We start from the raw sequence: 15,445 nt of genomic DNA on the forward strand, positions 1-15,445 counted from the left end.
GGGCCCCGCCCCGTCAGTGAGGGGGCTTAGCCCTTCAGCCCGTACGCCTTCGGCAGCTTCAGGCCGCGCTCCTCCATGAGGGTGCGCAGGCGCGTGGGGTAGTCGGTGATGATGCCGTCCACGCCCAGGTCCATCAGGTGCTCCATGTCGGCGGTGGTGTTCACGGTCCATGGAATGACCGGCAGGCCCAGTTCGTGGGCCTCGGCGATCATCTCTGCGGTGACGGAGCGGAACGTGGGGGAGACGACGTCGTACCCCTGGGCAGCCGCCGCCTTGGGAAGGGAACCGTCGTAGTCGTCGATGTCGATGCCGCCCAGGTTGGGGCTGGCGCCGGGCTGGCCCACGCCCATCCAGGTGTCGCCGCTGGAGAGCGCCACCAGCGGCATTTCCGGGGCGAGGTCCTTGGTGAGGTTCAGCGAGGACCAGTCGAAGGACTGCAGGGTGGTGCGGTCCGCCATGCCCGAGGCCTGGATGTCGGCCACCACGGCGCGGGTGAGGGACTCCATGCCGGCGCCGCCGATCTGGCTGCTTTCCACCTTGGTCTCGACATTGAAACGGACCTTGGCGGCGTTCGTGTCGCGGACCAGCTGGTAGACGTCCTTCAGCTCGGCGATCCGGTTGCCCTCGATGACCTCCTGCTCCGGGTAGCCGGCCAGCTGCACGTAGCCGCAGTTCAGGGTCTGCACCTGGGCCAGGGACAGCTCGGCCACGCGGTCGCCGACGTACGGGAACTCGGGGTCGCCGGCGGTGGCGGGTGCGGTGTCGATGCACTTGGCGGCCTGGATGGTGTCGTCGTGCCACACGATCACCTTGCCGTCCTGGGTCAGGTGAGTGTCCAGCTCCAGGGTGGTCACGCCCAGCGCCAGCGAGTTCGTGAACGCGGCCAGGGATTCCTCGGTCCATTCGCCGCGGCCGCCGCGGTGGCTCTGCAGGTCGAAGGAGCCGTTGCGCTCGTTCACCGTGAGTGCGGAGGTGGCGGTTCCGGCAGCGTTCGACGACGGCGTGCCGGCCTGCGTCTCCGGGGCGGCGACGGCGGGGCTCGCCATGGCGGCGATCAGGGCGGCGGCTGCCGCGGCAGTCAGGACTTGGCGCATGGGTTTCCTCCTGGGATGACGGGGCCGGCTGGTGGCCGGCGACCCGTCCACGCTAGGGAGGACAGGTGGCGCGTTTGGTGCCAAAAGTTGGAGCGGAGGTTAAACCCGCGGGCGCTCGGCCACGCTTTTTAGCACGAAGTCATGCACCCAGGTCCGGAGCGTGGTGGGCGGGACGTCGTAACGCGCGGACAGCTCCTCCATGTCCAGCCTTGAGTCGTAAGTCTCCAGCAGAGCAAGGAAACCGCTAAGCATGTCCGGCATGCCGGGAATCGGTTGTCCCGGGGGTACGGTCCGTACCGGAACCTCGCGCCCCAGTTCGAGCTCGAATTCGGCCACGGCATCGCGCCAGGAGACGGCCGTTGGACCGCCGATGACCAGCAGTTGCCCATCCCTCTCTGGATGCTCTAGCACCGCAAGCACATACCGAGCCACGTCCTGCATGGCCACAAGCGAATGCACCCTCCGCCCCTCTCCCACGAGAGTGACAGGCTGGCCAGCCACAGCCGGAAAGCCAACCACGATGGCTGGCAACTTGTCCATGAACAGGTTGGGCTGAAGGATTGTCCAGGACATGCCGCTGTTGCGGAGCAGCCGCTCGGTCTCGCCCTTGGCAGCCATGAACGGGTTGGGGCTCTCGGGGCTGGCGCCGAGGTTTGAAACGAAAACGAAACGGTGGACGCCCGCAGTGACTGCTGCCTCAATCAGGTTGCGGTTGCCGCGCCGGTCCACTGAATCCACGGTGTCCTCACCGCCACGCGCCGAGGAGTTTGCGGTGGTCACGATCGTGTCCACGCCGGCACATGCTGCCGCGAGAGAGGCAGGGTCCTTGAGGTCTCCGATCGGAGCTTCGGCACCTGCCTGCACCAGCGCGTCGTACGCCGAACCTTCGCGCACCAGGATGCGCACCTGGAAACCCTTGTCGATCAAAGCCTGGGCAATGAGGCCACCCAACTGGCCGGTAGCCCCAACAACAAGAATCATGATGTTTCCTTCTATCTGGATTCGGCAGCATTGCCGACCACGCGGCTGACTGCTGCATTGACGTCGCCGCTGATTTCCTCCACCGGTTCCAGGTAGAACCGGGCTGAGGAGATGCTGCCTCCAGTGACGGCGAAGATGACCACTCCGCGCATCAGGAACGCAGCTCCATCGATCCGTGTTCCGGACATCTCCCATTCGGTCCACAGCGCATCGTCCTGAAGCGCGCTCCTACGGACCTCTGCATGGACGTCGGGGACTCGGGCAAAGATATCCGTCCAATTGCGGCGCACTTGCTCCCGCCCGCGGAAACCCCTGTGGGGGTGGGCGGGGGTCTCATTGACATAGTCGTCGGCGAAACATGAAACGAGCTTGTCCAGCTCGTGGCCGTTCACTGACTGGAGCAGCTGCTCAAGTACTTTCCCTGTGGCATCCGCCGAGCTAGTCATTCCGACTCCTCGATTGATTTGATACAGTCATATGTATCTGATACTCAAGCATGGAACGAATATTGGGACACGTCAAGAGCAAGCGCCGCTACAACTCCAGCGGCCGCCTGGAGCAGGCCCGGCGGAACAGGGTTGCCATCCTGGAGGCCGCGGAGCGGCAGCTTGGTGAGCGCGGGTACGCGGGCGCCACGGTTGCGGCCATCGCCGAGGAGGCCGGAGTTTCGGTCGAGACGATCTACAAGGCCTTCGGCGGAAAGGCCGGGCTGGTCCGTGCACTGTACGAGCGAGGCTTGGCCGGAGCGGGCCCCGTCCCTGCCTACGAGCGCTCCGATGACATGCGGGAACACGAAACCGATCCCCGGACCATCATGCGGGAGTGGGGGCTCCTTACTGCCGAAGTAGCCTCCCTGGTCACACCTATCCGGCTGCTGATGCGTTCGGCGGCCGTCCACGACCAGGAGATGGCAAGCCTGCTTGAGGACATTGACAATGAGCGCCTCAAGCGAATGCGGCACCACGCCCGGTACCTGAAGGACCGTGGTTACCTCCGCGAAGGCGTCTCCGTGGGGGAAGCCACGGACATACTGTGGGTATGCAGCTCAGCTGAGCTCTATGAACTGCTCGTGACGAAGCGGGGCTGGTCGCTTCAGCGGTTCGCTCAATACGTCACCCAATTTATGGTTGTTTCCCTCCTGCCTGAGAAGCCTTGACACCTCCTTCGGCGCTGAGGAACATCAAGGTTGCCGGTGCAACTGGCGGTCTCCCCGGAGTCCAGCTGCGGCCGGCGTCTCCTAAGGGGATGAGATGCAGGCAGGCCGTTCCACCCTGTTGCGCGGCGTTGCCGCGGCCGTTGCCGCCCTGGTGATTCCCGCCGTCGCAGGCTGCATCGGTGCGCCGGAGCCACCGGACGCGCAAAGTCCGACGGCGGCCGTCACCGCCACCGCCCCGCCTGTTCCGGCGTACGCCGCGGCCCTGGAGAAGTACAGCGAGGATATGCGCGCCGGGGGAGCCACCGCCGTCGTGATTGAGGTGAAGTCCCGCGTGGGCGGCTGGTCCTCGGCAGAGGGCGTCCGGAGCCTCGACACCAACGAACCCGTGCAGCTGACGGACCAGACGCATGCCGGGGACATCACCATGACCATGGTGGCGGTGTCCGTCATGAAGCTCGTGGAGGAAGGGAAAATCCAGCTGGATGACCCCGTCCAGCAGCACCTCCCGGACTTCGAAAGCATCATCAAGCCGCCCGGTCCCATCACCATCGGCAGCCTGCTCAGCCACCGCTCCGGGATGCCGGACTACCGGGTGAGCCTGGTGGAGGTAGGGAATAGGCGCTCCACCCACGAGGAGCGGATTTCCTACGCCGCCGCCATGCCGTGGACCGGCGGCTCAGGCAGCCTGTTCAGTTTCTCCGCCACCAACTATGCGGTGCTGGCCCTGCTCCTCGAGAAGCTGCGGGGACAGAGCCTTTCCACGGTAATCCGCGCCGACAACGTGGAACCGCTCGGGCTGCAGGACACCCTGCTGGCCGGTGACGAGCCGGGGCCGCGGCAGATGATCCGTGGCTACACCAAGACGGCAAGCGGCGAACTGGAGGACAACGCCCTGGCCCCGATCCACAGTGGTGCACCCGATAGCGGAGTGATCTCCACCGTTCCTGAACTCAACACCTACTTCGCTGCCCTGCAGAAAGGGGCGTTGCTGACCGCCCAAAGCGTGGCGGAGATGCACCACCCCAAGTTCCAGACCTATGGCCTCGGTGTGGTGCGGCATTACGATTCCTGCTCCAACAACGACTATTACGGGCACGTGGGAGTGGTGCGGGGCTACGCGGCGCTGGCGCTGACCAGCGCCGACGGCTCGCGGCAGATTGCCATGGCCGTGGCCCGCGCCCCGAAGTCCGATCCGTTTGGTCTCGGCGAATGGGACTCGTACGAGATGGAGGAAGCGGCGGTGGCGGCACTCAACCAGGCGTGTTGAGGACAGACTTTTCAGGGTTCCTCGGGCTCGGCCTGCACACCTGTCACGCGGATCCGGGCGATGCGCAGCCGGTCCATCGCGGTGACCGTCAGCGCATGCCCATCTATTTCAACCCGGTCCCCAACCCGGGGCAGCCGGCCCAGCCGGTCGATGACAAACCCTGCCACCGTCTCGTAATGCCCTTCGGGCAAAGCCAGCCCGGACGCTGACGTGAACTCCTGGAGGATGAGCCCGCCGTCGACGTCCACCTCACCGTGGGCGACGGTGACGCGGTCCTCGGGGTCGGCGCCGGCGTCGAACTCGTCGTAAATTTCGCCCACCAGTTCCTCCACGAGGTCCTCCAGGGTGACGATGCCGTCCGTCCCGCCGTATTCGTCCACCACCAGGGCAATCTGCTGGCCCAGCCGGCGCAGCCGGGACAGCGAAGGCAGCACCTTGTTCGTTCCGGGCAGCGCGAGGATTTCGCGGACGATGTCCCGCACCGGCCGTTGGTCCGACGCGGCGTCGCCGGGCATGAGGTCGCGGATATGGATGAAGCCCAGGACGTCATCCGGGCTGCCGCCGGTCACGGGGAAGCGGGAGTAGGGGCCGTTCTGGACGATGCTGCGGGCCTCGCCGACGGTGAGGCCGCCGCTGATGAAGGCGACGTCGGGGCGGGGGCGCATCACCTCCTGCAGGGTGCGGTCCGCGGCCCCGAAGACGTCCGTGAGGATGTTCCGGTGGCTTTCTTCCAGCGCCTCGCTCCCCGAGACCATGTCATGCAGTTCCTCCGCCGTGACGCTTTCCTGCTTGGCCTTCGGGTCGCCGCCGAACAGCCGGACCACGGCGTCGGTGGAGACGGACAGCAGCCAGACGGCGGGGCGCATCAGTTCCGAGAGGAACAGCAGGGGCGGGGCCAGGACCCTCGCGAAGCCGACGGCGCTCTGCATGGCCAGGCGCTTGGGTACCAGTTCGCCCAGCACCAGGGAGAGGTAGGCCACCAGCAGCGTCATGCCGATGAAGGCCACGGATTGGGCCGCGGCGCCAAGGCCAAGGCCTTCCAGGAGGGGTTCGACGTCGGGGGCGATGGTGGAGGCCCCATATGCGGCGGAGAAGAACCCGGAGAGCGTCACACCGATCTGGATGGTGGAGAGGAAGCGGTTGGGATTGCCGGCGAGCGCTGCAATCTGGGCGCCGCGTTTGCCGGCCTTTTCCATCCGGCGGACCTGGCTCTCCCGGAGGGAAACCAGCGCCATCTCCGTGCCGGCGAAGACCCCGCCCAGCAGCACAAAGAAGAGCACCAACAGGAAGTTGACCACGGTGTCGCTGTCCATGGACTGACACTACCGAACTGCGGTGGCCGGTGAACGGGGACGGGGATGCGCAGTACGCCCGATAAGGTCGTGCCATGGTTAATGACGATCTCCGGCCTGTCTATTTCCTCTCGGACAGCACCGGCATCACGGCGGAAACGCTCGGCAACACGCTGCTGACCCAATTCCCCGGGAACAACTTCGACCGGATCACCATCCCCTTCATCACCACCGTGGCCCAGGCCCGGTCCGTGGTCAGGACCATCGACGGCATCGCCGAGGCCGGGCCCGCCCCCATCGTCTTCTCGACGGCGGTCAGCAGCGACATCCGCCAGACCCTGTCCGGGTGCAAGGGCATCGTGGTGGACCTGATCGGGACGCATGTGGGGCAGCTGGAGCACGCCCTGGGCAGCCATGCCAGCGGTGAACCCGGGCGGGCGCACGGCCTGGGGAACGCAGCGCGGTACCAGTCCCGGATGGCCGCCGTCGAATATGCCATGGAGCACGACGACGGCCAGAGCCTGCGCGCGCTGGAGAAGGCCCAGGTGATCCTGGTGGCCCCGTCGCGCTGCGGCAAGACGCCCACCACCATGTACCTGGCTCTCCAGCACGGAATCTTCGCGGCGAACTTTCCGCTGGTGGATGAGGACTTTGAACGGGAAGGGCTCCCCGGGTCCCTGAAGCCCTTCGTGTCGAAATGTTTCGGCCTGACCACCAACGCCCTGCGCCTCAGCCAGGTCCGTACCGAACGGCGCCGCGGCTCGCCCTACGCCTCGCTGCGGCAGTGCGGTTTTGAGCTGCGCAGCGCGGAGCGTTTGTACGAATTCCACGGGATTCCGTACCTCAACTCGGCCAGCGTTTCGGTCGAGGAAATGGCGGCCACCATCCTGCAGAAGATGAACCTGAAGCATTAGGGAAGGTTTTCACAAGCAGAGTGTGGCGTACATCATGTGGCGCACCTCTCCAAGGCCTGCCACTGTGGAGGAGATTTGTGCCCAAGCCGGTTACCGCCCCGGGCACGCCCCTGCACGCCACACTCTGCGAAGGAGCAGTAAATAATGACAACGGACATCCTGTGGTTCTCGGAACTTGGGCTCAAAGACCTGGACCGGGTGGGCGGCAAGAACGCCTCCCTGGGGGAGATGGTGCAGAACCTGACCTCCGCCGGCGTGCAGGTCCCGGACGGTTTCGCCACCACTGCCGATGCCTACCGCCGTTTCCTGGCGGATTCCGGCCTGGACCAGCAGATCGCCGACCGGCTGGTGGGCCTGGACACCGACGACGTGACGGCGCTGGCCGCGGCCGGGCAGGAGATCCGGTCCCTGGTGCGCGAGACGCCGTTCCTGCCGGACTTCGAACAGCAGCTGCGCAGCGCCTACCGGGAGCTGGTGGAAAAGCACGGCGGCTCCGATGATCTTTCCTGGGCTGTGCGGTCAAGCGCGACGGCGGAAGACCTCCCCGACGCGTCCTTCGCCGGCCAGCAGGAAACCTTCCTGAACGTCCGCGGCATCGAGAACATCCTCGCCGCCATCAAGGACGTCTTTGCGTCGCTCTACAACGACCGCGCCATCGCCTACCGCGTGCACCACAAGTTCGAGCACGCCGACGTCGCACTTTCGGCAGGCATCCAGCGGATGGTGCGCTCCGACGTCGGGGCCTCCGGCGTCATGTTCACCATGGACACCGAGTCCGGCTTCCAGGACGCCGTGTTCGTCACGTCCTCCTACGGCCTCGGCGAGGCCGTGGTCCAGGGCGCCGTGAACCCGGACGAGTTCTACGTCTACAAGCCGGCGCTGCAGGCCGGCCGGCCCGCCATCCTCAAGCGCGGACTGGGCGAGAAGGCCCTGCAGATGACCTACACGGCAAGCCAGGAAATCGGCCGCACCATCGACTTCGTGCCGGTAGAGGCGTCCCTGCGGAACCGCTTCAGCCTCAGCGACGAGGACGTCGAGCAGCTCGCACGGCACGCCGTGGCCATCGAAAAGCACTACGGCCGTCCCATGGACATTGAATGGGGCAAGGACGGGATCGACGGCGGCCTGTACATCCTGCAGGCGCGCCCGGAAACCGTGCAGTCCCGCCGCGCCCCCGGCAGCCAGAGCCGCTTCCGCCTCAACGAAACCGGCCCCGTGCTGGCCGAGGGCCGCGCGATCGGCCAGCGGATCGGTGCCGGCAGCGTCCGCATCCTCACCGCCATCGACCAGATGGCCGCGTTCCAGACCGGCGACGTGCTGGTGGCCGACATGACCGATCCGGACTGGGAACCGATCATGAAGCGCGCCTCCGCGATCGTCACCAACCGCGGCGGACGGACCTGCCACGCGGCCATCATCGCCCGTGAACTGGGGATCCCCGCCGTCGTCGGAACCGGCCACGCCACCGACTCCCTCTCCGACGGGCAGGAGGTCACCGTCTCCTGCGCCGACGGCGAGACCGGCGTCATCTACGCAGGCCTGCTGGACTTCACCGTGGAGGAAACCGGGATCACCAAGATGCCCGAGGCCCCGGTGAAGGTCATGATGAACGTGGGCACCCCCGAGCAGGCGTTCACCTTCGCCCAGCTGCCCAACCATGGCGTGGGCCTGGCCCGGCTCGAGTTCATCATCAACCGCCAGATCGGCATCCACCCCAAGGCCCTGCTGAACCTGGACAGCCAGCCGGCGGAGGTGGCCGCGGAGATCCGGGAGCGGATCGCCGCGTACAGCAGCCCGCGGGAGTACTACGTCAAGCGCCTGGCCGAAGGGGTGTCCACCATCGCCGCGGCGTTCGCGCCCGAGCCGGTGATTGTGCGCATGTCCGACTTCAAGTCCAACGAGTACGCCAACCTCCTGGGCGGACCGGCATACGAGCCGCACGAAGAGAACCCGATGCTCGGTTTCCGCGGCGCCTCACGCTACCTGGAGCCGTCCTTCCGGGACTGCTTCGACCTCGAGTGCGAGGCCCTGTCCTTCGTCCGCAACGAGATGGGCCTGACCAACGTCAAGCTGATGATCCCGTTCGTGCGCACCCTGGAGGAGGCCCGCGGCGTCATCGAGCTGCTGGCCGAGAACGGGCTGCGCCGCGGCGAGAACGGCCTGGAGGTGATCATGATGTGCGAGCTGCCCTCCAACGCGCTGCTCGCCGACGAGTTCCTCGAGTTCTTTGACGGCTTCTCCATCGGCTCCAACGACATGACGCAGCTGGCCCTCGGACTGGACCGGGACTCCGCCATCGTGTCCGGCGGCTTCGATGAACGCGATCCTGCCGTCAAGAAGCTCCTCCGGATGGCCATCAGGGCCTGCCGGGAGCGCGGCAAGTACGTGGGCATCTGCGGTCAGGGCCCCAGCGACCACCCGGACCTCGCCGAGTGGCTGGTCCAGGAGGGCATCGAGTCCGTCTCGCTGAACCCGGACACCGTGGTGGACACCTGGCTCCGGCTGGCGGACGTCGCGGCGGGCGCTTCTGCCGCCCCGGACACCACTGACCTGGCGGCCGCCGGGGTCCGCTGACTCCAGCGGGAGGCCAGCGCCTCAGCCTGCCGCCCAACGCACCAAGCCGCGCGCCGCCGTCGTAATGTACGACGGCGGCACGCGGCTTTGGTGCGTTCCCGCAGCAGTCAGCGGGGCAACAGCAGGCTGATCTGGGTCCTGATGTCCTGCACAATCGCCTCGATCCCCGCGCCGGCGTTCACGCTGGCTGCCATGCTGATAAACATGATCGCCGACACGATGCGTGCCACGGTTGCTGCCGCATCGGTTGCCATCAGCCCATCCCGGCCCAGGACAGCCGCGATGGCTTCCTCGGTCTGCGCGACGATGGTCAGGGCTTCACTGTGGTGCGGTTCCGTGGGATCGCCGAAGACCATCTCCCGCAGGTAGGTGCGGCCGTTGTCCACCTGGCTGCGGTTGCATTCCACGATGGGCCGCACGATGGCCAGCACCGCATCCAGTGCATCGGGGATGGTTTCGGCATCGGCCCGGCCCCGCTCCAGTGCTTCGGCGTAGTTCGCATTCTGCACGAGCAGGAGGAGCTCGCCCTTGGTCTTGGCGTAGAGGAACAGGGTTCCGGTGCCGATGTCCGCCTTCTGGGCGATCTGCTGCGTGGTGACATCCTCCACCCCGTTCTCGGCAAACAGCTCGCTGGCGGCGGCAATGATGCGCTCGAGCTTCTGCTGCTTGTTCCGCTCGCGGCGTCCAAGCGGCTGGGAAGCGACGGGCATGGCGTTCCTCTCGGTGTAACTGACTGGGCTCAGTAAGGAGTATAGGTCCGGCGCGTCAGCCGGCGAGGAAGTCGACGGCGGCGGGGGCGAAGGCGGCGTGGTGCTGGAAGATGCCGCCGTGGCCGGAGTCCGGGTAGATGACCAGCTCGGATCCCTTGATGCGGCGGTGCAGCTCCTCGGACAGGATGGAGGGCACCATCCGGTCGTTGTCGCCGTTGGCGATGAGCGTGGGCTGCGTGAGCTTGGACAGGTCTGCCGGGGCCGAGCGGCCGAACTTCTGGATCGCCTTCAGCTGCGTCTGGAACGCGGCGGTGCTGATCGGCTTGTCCCGGTCCATGGTGCGCTCCTGGAGGCGCCTGATGAACGCCTTTGCGGCGTGCTTGCCGGTGGCGTTGCGGTTGAAGAACAGGAACTCCTTTGGATCGGACCGGGTCAGTGCCGCACGGAGGATGTCGAAGTACGTAATGCCCACCACCTTGTCCATGTCCTTGCCGCCCCGCGGGCCGGTGCCGGTCAGCACGAGCCTGCGGACAAGCCCGGGGTGCTTCAGGGCCAGGTCCTGGGCGATCATGCCTCCCAGCGAGAAGGAGAAGACGTCGACCGTGTCGAAGCCGAGGGCACGGATGAAGGTGTATGCGTCGTCGGCCATTTCCTCGATGCTGCCGGGAACCTGTCCTGTGGAGGCGCCCACGCCGGGCTGGTCGAAGGTGATGACGTGGCGGTTCCGGGCGACGGGGTCGATGATGCGCGGATCCCAGTTGTCCAGGGTGGCGGCGAGGTGCACAAAGAACACGACCGGGATGCCGCCCTTGGGTCCCAGCTCGCGGTAGGCGTAGGTGGTGCCACCGGCGGTGACGGTCTTGGTTGGCGCATCGGCATATGAGGTGATGACGGAGTCGTTCCCGGGATTGCTCATGACGGGTGTTCTCCTGGATGGTCTGTTGGCTGAAGGGGATGCAGGCGGTTCACAGCGTGACCACGGCCTTGCCGCGGATCCCGCCGTCGGCGAGGGACTGCAGTGCCTCCGGGGTGTCGTCGAAGTCGAAGACCTTGCCCACCACCGGGCGCAGCACGCCGTTATCCACCAGTTCGGTGATCCGGCGCAGCTGCTCGCCGCTGGCGCGCATGAACAGGAACTCGTACCTGACGCCGAGCTTCTTCGCCTGCCGCCGGATCTTGCTGCTGAGTCCGGCGATCGCCAGGCGCAGCACGGGGTTGAGGCCTGCCTCGCGGGCGAACGCCGGGTCCGGCGGGCCGGAGATTCCGATCGCCTTTCCGCCGGGCTTTAGGATGCGCAGCGACTTTTCGAGATTCTCCCCGCCTAAGCTGTCCAGTACCAGGTCGTAGCCGGTGAGGAGCTGCTCGAAGTCCTGCGCGCGGTAATCGATCACCGTGTCCGCGCCCAGGCTGCGGACGAAGTCGGCGTTTGCCGCGCTCGCAGTGGTGGCCACGCCAGCGCCCAGGTGCTTGGCGAGCTGGATCGCGATGGAGCCCACCCCGCCGGCTCCGGCATGGATCAGGACCTTCTGTCCGGGCTTCACGTTGCCCTGCTCCACGAGGGCCTGCCATGCCGTCAGTGCCACCAGCGGCAGCGATCCGGCTTCCGCCATGCTGGCCGACGCGGGTTTCAGTGCCAAGTCTTCCTCCGCGACGGCGATCCGTTCAGCGAAGGTACCGATGCGGTCCTTGGCCGGGCGGGCGTAGACCTCGTCACACGGCTTGAACTGGCTTACCTTTGCTCCGACGCGCAGGACCGTGCCCGCCACATCGTTGCCGAGGACCAGCTGGAGCTTGTAGGGGAGGATCTGCTTGAACTCACCCAGCCGGATCTTCTCGTCCAGCTGGTTAAGGCCGGCTGCGTGGACCTGGACCAGCACGTCGCGCTCGCCGACCGTGGGCTCGGGCACGTCCGCTTCCCGCAGCGGCTCCTTGTACTGGGTGACGACGAACGCTCGCATGTGGTGTTCCTTCTGGAATGGGTTGAAGAGAATAACTGATTACACTCAATTATGACCTCGCTCAGAAAAAAGTCAAGGGGTCGCCGCAGGTACTCAGGCGGGGAAGTACGACGGCGGCACGCGGCCTGGAGAACCGCCTGACGGCCCGTGGTCCAGGCAGGGCAGCATGCCCGTGACGGGTAGGATCGAAAGAACGCCGCAGGCCGGCCACAGTTTTGGGGGAAACTATCGTGAGAATCACGCCGTTGGGACGCGCCGCTTTTATTGCCATGGCCGCGGGAGCAGCAATGCTGTTGGCACCAGCCCCGGCCCACGCTGAATTCGTCTGCTGGATGTCCGACGGCATCCGTTACTGCTACGACCCCAACGACCGCCAGGTCCCGGCAGAACCCGAGCCGGTACCGGTGGAGGAGCCCACTTACATCCCGACTCCGCCTGCCGCCTCCGTAGAGCAGCCTTGGATTCAGCCCGTTCCCGCCCAACCGGCACCGGTTCAGCCCGTTCCGGCACCGGTCAATCCGGTGCCCGTCCCGCCGCCGGCCCTCAGCAATCAGGTGCCTGTGCCGGTCTACGTCCCTCCGCAGCCGGGATACGTTCCGGCCGCGGAGGGAACCGAGGCCATTGTTGAAGCGCCGGCGCAAGCCGTGCCTGAAGTGATCGCTGTGCAAACGGCTCCTGCGGAAGCAGGCACTGATGCCATCCATACCCCATCCGCAAGTCCCACGGCGGCTGCCTCTCCGTCGTCATCGGCACCAGTGGCAGCCAGTGTGACGAGCGGCCAGGCAGCCAGCACCCAACCAGTCAATCCGCCGTTGGTCATCACCACCGCTGGCGTGCTGCTTACGGTTGCTTTGGTGTGGTTCGCGGTTCCCGTCCGCACTGTGCTGGCCCGGCTCATGGGAGCCAAGTGAAGAACACTCGGCGCGCACTGGCGCCGCTCCTTGTTGCCGCTGCCCTCCTGGCCGCGCCCGCCGTCGTAGCCGTTCCTGCGTCTGCCGGTAACTCGTCCGCTGATAGCTCCACGGAAATTGACGTGTCGGGCCAGCCGCTAGGCGTGGCCGCCGGGCCGGACGGTGAGCTGTACGTCAGCGACTACAACTGGGCGGGCGGCGTCAGCGTTTACCGGCCGGGGGAGGCCAAGGCCTCCCGGCAGATCAAGGTGGGCTGCTGGCCGACGTCCCTGGCCATGACCTCGGACGGGACGCTGTACGTGCTCCAGATTACGGAGTCCATGGAAACTGAACTGGGGATCGTGGCACCCGGAGCCAGTGAAGTATCGGCCACCATCCCGCTGGCGCAGGGATCACATTGGCTGGCGGCGGCGCCGGACGGGTCGCTGTATGTAACAAGCCCGTCGGAGGGGACCGTTTCGGTGGTCCTGCCGGGCAGCGCGCGCATTGCGCGTGTGATCGAGGCCGGGCCCTCTCCGGTGGAGGTCACCGTGGCCGTGGACGGCACAACCTATGCTGCCAACCAGTATGCGGGAGCAGTTACGGTGATCCCGGCCGGCGCCACCGGCCCTTCGCACACCGTTGATGTGGGCCGGACGTCGAGTCCGCATGGGATTGCGGCGGCGCCTGACGGGACGGTCTACGTGGCAAACGTCCTGTCCAACGACGTCGCCGTCATCGAGCCCGGCGGCACAACCGTTGCGCGGCGGATCCGGGTGGGGCGCGAACCGCAGGAGGTGGTGGTGGCCCCGGACGGAACGGTTTACGTGACGAACGCGGGGGACAACACCGTTTCGGTCATCCCTTCCGGGGCTGACCATGCGAGTGACGCCATTGCCACCGGGGAAGACCCGGGCCGCCTCGCAGTCACCGCGGACGGCTCGGTGGCGGTGGTCAACAGGGGCGATAAGAACCTCACAGTGATCAGCGCCGGATCGGCTGGGCCCGCTCCGGCCCCCGTCCCGTCGTCGGAGCCGCTGGAGGCAGCGGACGACGACGGCTCGCGGGCGGGTGCCGCGGATGGCGGTAGCGCTTTCGGTGCAGGACTTCCGGTCATCGCGGCAGGGACGGGTGCCTTGCTGCTGGCCGGTGCGGCTACCCTCGTCGTTGTGCTGCGCAGGCAAAGGAAGGTCCGCGGAGTGGAACCGGCGGCAGTTTGGACTGCGGAGTAGGGCTTCGAATAGCGCGCGGCCGGGGGGCCTGTTCTACACGGCCCCGGCTACCGTGGGAGGATGGGCGCCATGGCTGATGACCCCGCACCTGCCGGCCCGTTCGACAGGGTAGTCCTGATTTTCAATCCGTCCAGGGCCGGAATGGCCAGCCGGATCGATGCCCTGCAGCAGGATATCGCCGCTGAGCTGCCGGGTCTTCACGTTGAGCTGATGCCAACAGATTTTGCGGGTCATGCCCGTGACCTGGCGCGCTCTGCGGCCGCGGAAGGAGCCCCGCTCATCGTTTCGGTCAGCGGCGACGGCGGGTACAACGAGGTTGTCAACGGCGTCCTGGAGGTCCCCGGCAGCAGGGCGGTGTGCACCGTCCTACCTGCCGGCAACGCAAATGATCATCACCGGAGCATGCCGGAAAAGTCACTGATGGAGGACCTCCACGGGAACCGGGTCCGCCGTATCGACCTGCTGCGCATAAGCTTCCGCGGTCCCTCTCGGGAGCAGGTTCACTACGCCCACTCCTACATAGGGTTCGGGCTCACGCCGTTGATGGCCATCGGCATCGAGAAGGGCGGCAAGGGGAAAATCCTCGAACTCATCTCGGTTGCCCGGACGCTCTCCGGCCTGAGGCCGTTCGAGCTCGTGCGGGACGACGGGGCCACCGCGCGCTTCGACAGCCTGATCCTGGCCAACATTTCGCGGATGGCCAAGTATGGAACGGTCAGCGAGTCCCACCACCCGGACGACGGCCGGTTCGAGGTGGTGACCTTGCCCCACGCCGGGCGCTGGAAGATGGCGCTGATGACCCTTCGGGCCGTCACGCTGGGACTGGGGCATCAACCCAGCGTAAGCAGTTATGCCTTTACAACGCGGAACGCTGTTCCTTGCCAGATCGACGGCGAAGTGGTCCATGTCCAGGCCGGCACCCACGTCCTGGTGGAAAGCGCCCAGGGAGCCCTCGCCACAATCTGACCGATCTCCGCGGGGCTGTGGTCCTGATGCCGCGTCCGGGGACGGCTAGGGCTGCACGGAGTCGAAGAACGTGTAATCGGTGTTCGGGTGCCCGGTTTCGGCCTCGCGCGACTTCATCCGGATGAAATCCACATCCTGCTGCCCGAGCGCGGTTTCGCCGTGGAGGTCCTGGTGGAGGGGCTGGCCCGTTGCCGCAATGATTTCCGCGGACAAGGTCCGGGGAAGGATCACGCAGCCGGGGTTATCAATCAGCCACTGGGTAACGGTGGAAGGAAGCCGGTGCCACTGGTCGCGGATGCTGCTCTCGGTCATTGAGGGTGCCTTTCAGGGCATTGGTGCACGGGCTTACATGGCGTCCGACGTACCCGGAGTCTACGCCCTATTGGCGCGCTAAAGGGCGGAGAAGCCCGA

Annotated in this window: 15 protein-coding genes; 7 read left to right on the plus strand and 8 right to left on the minus strand. The window is 66.4% G+C overall.

What is annotated here, in order from left to right:
* Positions 1-26 precede the first annotated feature (26 nt).
* From DXK94_RS17965 to DXK94_RS17975, 3 genes are all read right to left on the minus strand, one after another.
* On the minus strand, positions 27-1,094 hold the full coding sequence (locus DXK94_RS17965; RefSeq protein ID WP_115525970.1) for a glycerophosphodiester phosphodiesterase family protein: 1,068 nt from the start codon (positions 1,092-1,094) through the stop codon (positions 27-29).
* Between the two features lie 99 nt (positions 1,095-1,193).
* Positions 1,194-2,075, minus strand: coding sequence for an SDR family oxidoreductase (locus DXK94_RS17970; RefSeq protein ID WP_115525971.1), 882 nt, complete (start codon positions 2,073-2,075; stop codon positions 1,194-1,196).
* A gap of 11 nt (positions 2,076-2,086) precedes the next feature.
* Positions 2,087-2,521, minus strand: a complete 435-nt coding sequence (locus tag DXK94_RS17975) for a nuclear transport factor 2 family protein (RefSeq protein WP_115525972.1) — start codon at positions 2,519-2,521, stop codon at positions 2,087-2,089.
* Positions 2,522-2,571: 50 nt separating this feature from the next.
* Here DXK94_RS17975 and DXK94_RS17980 point away from each other — a divergent pair, with 50 nt between their 5' ends.
* Positions 2,572-3,231, plus strand: coding sequence for a TetR/AcrR family transcriptional regulator (locus tag DXK94_RS17980; protein ID WP_115525973.1), 660 nt, complete (start codon positions 2,572-2,574; stop codon positions 3,229-3,231).
* 94 nt (positions 3,232-3,325) lie between these two features.
* A complete protein-coding gene (locus tag DXK94_RS17985) occupies positions 3,326-4,498 on the plus strand; it encodes a serine hydrolase (RefSeq protein WP_115525974.1) in 1,173 nt (390 codons plus the stop codon).
* An 11-nt stretch (positions 4,499-4,509) separates the two neighbouring features.
* Here DXK94_RS17985 and DXK94_RS17990 read toward each other — a convergent pair whose 3' ends face one another.
* The gene (locus tag DXK94_RS17990) at positions 4,510-5,811 is read right to left on the minus strand and encodes a hemolysin family protein (RefSeq protein ID WP_115525975.1); all 1,302 of its coding nucleotides are present in this window, start codon (positions 5,809-5,811) and stop codon (positions 4,510-4,512) included.
* A gap of 74 nt (positions 5,812-5,885) precedes the next feature.
* On the opposite strand from DXK94_RS17990, the gene DXK94_RS17995 reads away from it, so the two are divergent.
* Both DXK94_RS17995 and ppsA read left to right on the plus strand, forming a co-directional pair.
* On the plus strand, positions 5,886-6,704 hold the full coding sequence (locus DXK94_RS17995) for a pyruvate, water dikinase regulatory protein (RefSeq protein ID WP_115525976.1): 819 nt from the start codon (positions 5,886-5,888) through the stop codon (positions 6,702-6,704).
* A gap of 144 nt (positions 6,705-6,848) precedes the next feature.
* The gene (ppsA, locus tag DXK94_RS18000) at positions 6,849-9,278 is read left to right on the plus strand and encodes a phosphoenolpyruvate synthase (RefSeq protein ID WP_115525977.1); all 2,430 of its coding nucleotides are present in this window, start codon (positions 6,849-6,851) and stop codon (positions 9,276-9,278) included.
* Between the two features lie 107 nt (positions 9,279-9,385).
* On the opposite strand, the gene DXK94_RS18005 is transcribed toward ppsA, so the two are convergent.
* The 3 genes from DXK94_RS18005 to DXK94_RS18015 are packed head-to-tail and all read right to left on the minus strand — an operon-like array spanning position 9,386 to position 11,946.
* Entirely contained in the window at positions 9,386-9,988 is a 603-nt protein-coding gene (locus tag DXK94_RS18005) for a TetR/AcrR family transcriptional regulator (RefSeq protein WP_115525978.1), read from the minus strand.
* 55 nt (positions 9,989-10,043) lie between these two features.
* Positions 10,044-10,904 carry an alpha/beta fold hydrolase gene (locus DXK94_RS18010; protein WP_115525979.1) on the minus strand — a complete coding sequence of 287 codons (861 nt, stop codon included), beginning with the start codon at positions 10,902-10,904 and terminating at the stop codon, positions 10,044-10,046.
* 49 nt (positions 10,905-10,953) lie between these two features.
* Positions 10,954-11,946, minus strand: a complete 993-nt coding sequence (locus tag DXK94_RS18015) for an NADP-dependent oxidoreductase (RefSeq protein ID WP_115525980.1) — start codon at positions 11,944-11,946, stop codon at positions 10,954-10,956.
* Between the two features lie 230 nt (positions 11,947-12,176).
* On the opposite strand from DXK94_RS18015, the gene DXK94_RS18020 reads away from it, so the two are divergent.
* From DXK94_RS18020 to DXK94_RS18030, 3 genes are all read left to right on the plus strand, one after another.
* Complete coding sequence (locus DXK94_RS18020; protein ID WP_147294401.1) at positions 12,177-12,857, plus strand: hypothetical protein; 681 nt, start codon at positions 12,177-12,179, stop codon at positions 12,855-12,857.
* Positions 12,854-14,068: a YncE family protein gene (locus DXK94_RS18025; protein WP_115525982.1), complete on the plus strand. Its 1,215-nt coding sequence runs from the start codon at positions 12,854-12,856 to the stop codon at positions 14,066-14,068. The genes DXK94_RS18020 and DXK94_RS18025 overlap by 4 nt, the downstream gene beginning before the upstream one ends.
* Positions 14,069-14,137: 69 nt before the next feature.
* Positions 14,138-15,034: a diacylglycerol kinase family protein gene (locus DXK94_RS18030; protein WP_115525983.1), complete on the plus strand. Its 897-nt coding sequence runs from the start codon at positions 14,138-14,140 to the stop codon at positions 15,032-15,034.
* Between the two features lie 45 nt (positions 15,035-15,079).
* Here the strand turns inward: DXK94_RS18030 and DXK94_RS18035 are convergent, their stop codons facing one another.
* Positions 15,080-15,346 (minus strand): hypothetical protein, encoded by a 267-nt coding sequence (locus DXK94_RS18035; RefSeq protein WP_115525984.1) that lies wholly within the window; start codon positions 15,344-15,346, stop codon positions 15,080-15,082.
* Positions 15,347-15,445: the final 99 nt, after the last annotated feature.

Origin of the sequence: Arthrobacter sp. RT-1 (assembly GCF_003367205.1) — a bacterium.
Lineage (GTDB): Bacteria > Actinomycetota > Actinomycetes > Actinomycetales > Micrococcaceae > Arthrobacter.